Origin of the sequence: Paraburkholderia eburnea (genome assembly GCF_002917095.1) — a bacterium.
Lineage (GTDB): Bacteria > Pseudomonadota > Gammaproteobacteria > Burkholderiales > Burkholderiaceae > Paraburkholderia > Paraburkholderia eburnea.
Map to the genome: position 1 here is coordinate 1 of NZ_PQGA01000048.1, position 2,412 is coordinate 2,412.

3 protein-coding genes are annotated in these 2,412 nt (G+C 62.2%); all 3 read left to right on the forward strand.

Annotated elements, in window-relative coordinates; translation table 11 throughout:
- A partial coding sequence (locus tag B0G62_RS30955) for an ABC transporter ATP-binding protein (RefSeq protein WP_103707973.1) occupies positions 1 to 954 on the forward strand: 954 nt, incomplete at its 5' end.
- Positions 955 to 970: 16 nt separating this feature from the next.
- Positions 971 to 1,936: an ABC transporter permease subunit gene (locus B0G62_RS30960; protein WP_103707974.1), complete on the forward strand. Its 966-nt coding sequence runs from the start codon at positions 971 to 973 to the stop codon at positions 1,934 to 1,936.
- On the forward strand, positions 1,933 to 2,412 hold a 480-nt coding region (locus tag B0G62_RS30965), incomplete at its 3' end, for an ABC transporter permease (RefSeq protein WP_482811929.1). The genes B0G62_RS30960 and B0G62_RS30965, both read left to right, overlap by 4 nt.

The following is a 2,412-nucleotide window of genomic DNA, read 5'->3' on the forward strand; positions in this document are numbered from 1 at the left end:
CTGCTGCGCATGCTCGCGGGTCTGGAAACCGCCACCTCCGGCAAGATCTTCGTCGACGGCGAAGACCTCGCGACGCTGCCGCCCTATCGCCGCCCCGTCAACATGATGTTCCAGTCGTATGCGCTCTTTCCGCACATGAGCGTCGAAACCAACGTCGCCTTCGGCCTCAAGCAGGAAGGCGTGCCGAAGAACGAGATCAGGGAACGCGTGGCCGATGCGCTCAATCTCGTGCAGATGAGCCGCTACGCCAAACGCAAGCCGCATCAGCTCTCCGGCGGCCAGCAGCAGCGCGTCGCGCTCGCGCGCTCGCTCGTCAAGCGCCCCAAACTGCTGCTGCTCGACGAGCCGATGTCCGCGCTCGACAAGAAGATCCGCCAGAAGACCCAGCTCGAACTCGTCAACATCATCGAAAAGGTCGATGTCACCTGTGTGATGGTCACGCACGACCAGGAAGAGGCGATGACGATGGCCAACCGCCTCGCCGTCATGAGCGAAGGCCGCATCGTGCAGATCGGCTCGCCGTCCGAAGTCTACGAATTCCCCAACAGCCGCTTCTCCGCCGAGTTCATCGGCTCGACCAACCTGTTCGAAGGCAAGGTCGTCGAAGACGAACCGGATCACATCTTCGTCGAAAGCGAGGACCTGGAAACGCGCATGTATGTGAGTCATGGCGTGACCGGGCCGCTGGGCATGCCGGTGGGCATTTCGGTGCGTCCCGAGCGCGTGCGCGTGACGCGCGAGAAACCGGGCACGGCGCACAACTGGGCGCGCGGCGTGGTCTCCGATGTCGCCTACATGGGCAGCTATTCGCTCTATCACGTACGTCTGCCGGGCGGCAAGGTGGTGGTGTCGAATCTCTCCAGCTCCCACCTGATGAACGAAGGCGCACCCGCCTGGAACGACGATGTCTATGTCTCGTGGTCGCCCGCGAGCGGCGTCGTGCTCACGGCATGATGAGGAGGATGACCCAATGAGTACCTCGCTTCCCTCTACGTCGGGCGCGCCGCAAGGCGCGGTACGGCGCGGCGCTTTTGCGCGCCTGTTCTCGCGCTTCGTGCCTTCGGGGCGCACCACCGTGATCGGCGTGCCGTTCATCTGGCTGGCGCTGTTCTTCGCACTGCCCTTCGTGCTGGTGCTCAAGATCAGCTTCGCCGATCAGGTCATGGGCATTCCGCCCTACTCGAACCTGGTCGAGATGAAGGACGGCATGGTGCATCTCGCGCTGCAGCTTTCGCACTACGCGTTCCTGCTGCAGGACAGCCTCTATATCGCCACCTACATCAGTTCGCTGAAGATGGCGGCGGTGTCGACGTTCTTCTGTCTGCTGATCGGCTATCCCATCGCCTACTACATCGCGCGCTCCAATCCGGCCACGCGCAACCTGCTGATGATGGGCGTGATGCTGCCGTTCTGGACGTCGTTCCTGATTCGCGTCTATGCGTGGATCGGCATTCTCAAGGACGACGGCCTGCTCAATCACGCGCTCATGGCCATCGGCATGATTCATTCGCCGCTGCGCCTCTATCACAGCGATGCGGGCGTCTATATCGGCATGGTCTATTCGTATCTGCCCTTCATGGTGATGCCGCTTTACGCGCACCTGTGCAAGATGGACCTGACCCTGCTCGAAGCGGCCTATGACCTCGGCGCGAAACCGTGGGTCGCCTTCACGCAGATCACGCTGCCGCTGTCGAAGAACGGGATCATCGCGGGCAGCCTGCTCGTGTTCATTCCGGCGGTGGGCGAGTACGTGATTCCCGAGCTGCTCGGCGGCGCGGACACGCTCATGATCGGCCGCGTCATGTGGGACGAGTTCTTCAACAACATGGACTGGCCGATGGCCTCGGCTGTCACCGTCGCGATGGTGTTGCTGCTGCTCGTGCCGATGGCGGTCTTTCAGTACTACCAGGTCAAGGAGCTGGAGGAAAGCAAATGATCAAGCCCAACCGCGCGATTTCCACCAGCGTTCTCACGCTCGGCTTTCTGTTCCTTTATATCCCGATCATCAGCCTCGTCGTCTACTCGTTCAACGAGTCGAAGCTCGTGACGGTCTGGTCCGGCTTCTCGCTCAAGTGGTACGCGGCGCTGCTGCAGGATGACGAGCTTCTGTCGGCCGCGTGGCTGTCGCTCAAGATCGGCCTGATGACGGCGTTCGCCTCGGTCGTGATCGGTACGTGGGCCGGTTTCGTGCTCGCCCGCATGGGCCGCTTTCGCGGCTTCACGCTCTACACCGGCATGATCAACGCGCCGCTCGTAATCCCCGAAGTGATTCAGGGCATCTCGCTGCTGCTGCTCTTCGTGGCGCTCCAGCAGATGATCGGCTGGCCCGCGGGGCGCGGCATCCTGACGATCTGGATCGGTCACGTGATGCTGTGCGTGTCGTATGTGGCGATCATCGTGCAGTCGCGCGTG

Coding starts and splice junctions, on each gene's coding strand:
- B0G62_RS30960 (WP_103707974.1), top strand. CDS start 971: ATGAGTACCTCGCTTCCCTCTACGTCGGGCGCGCCGCAAGGCGCGGTA.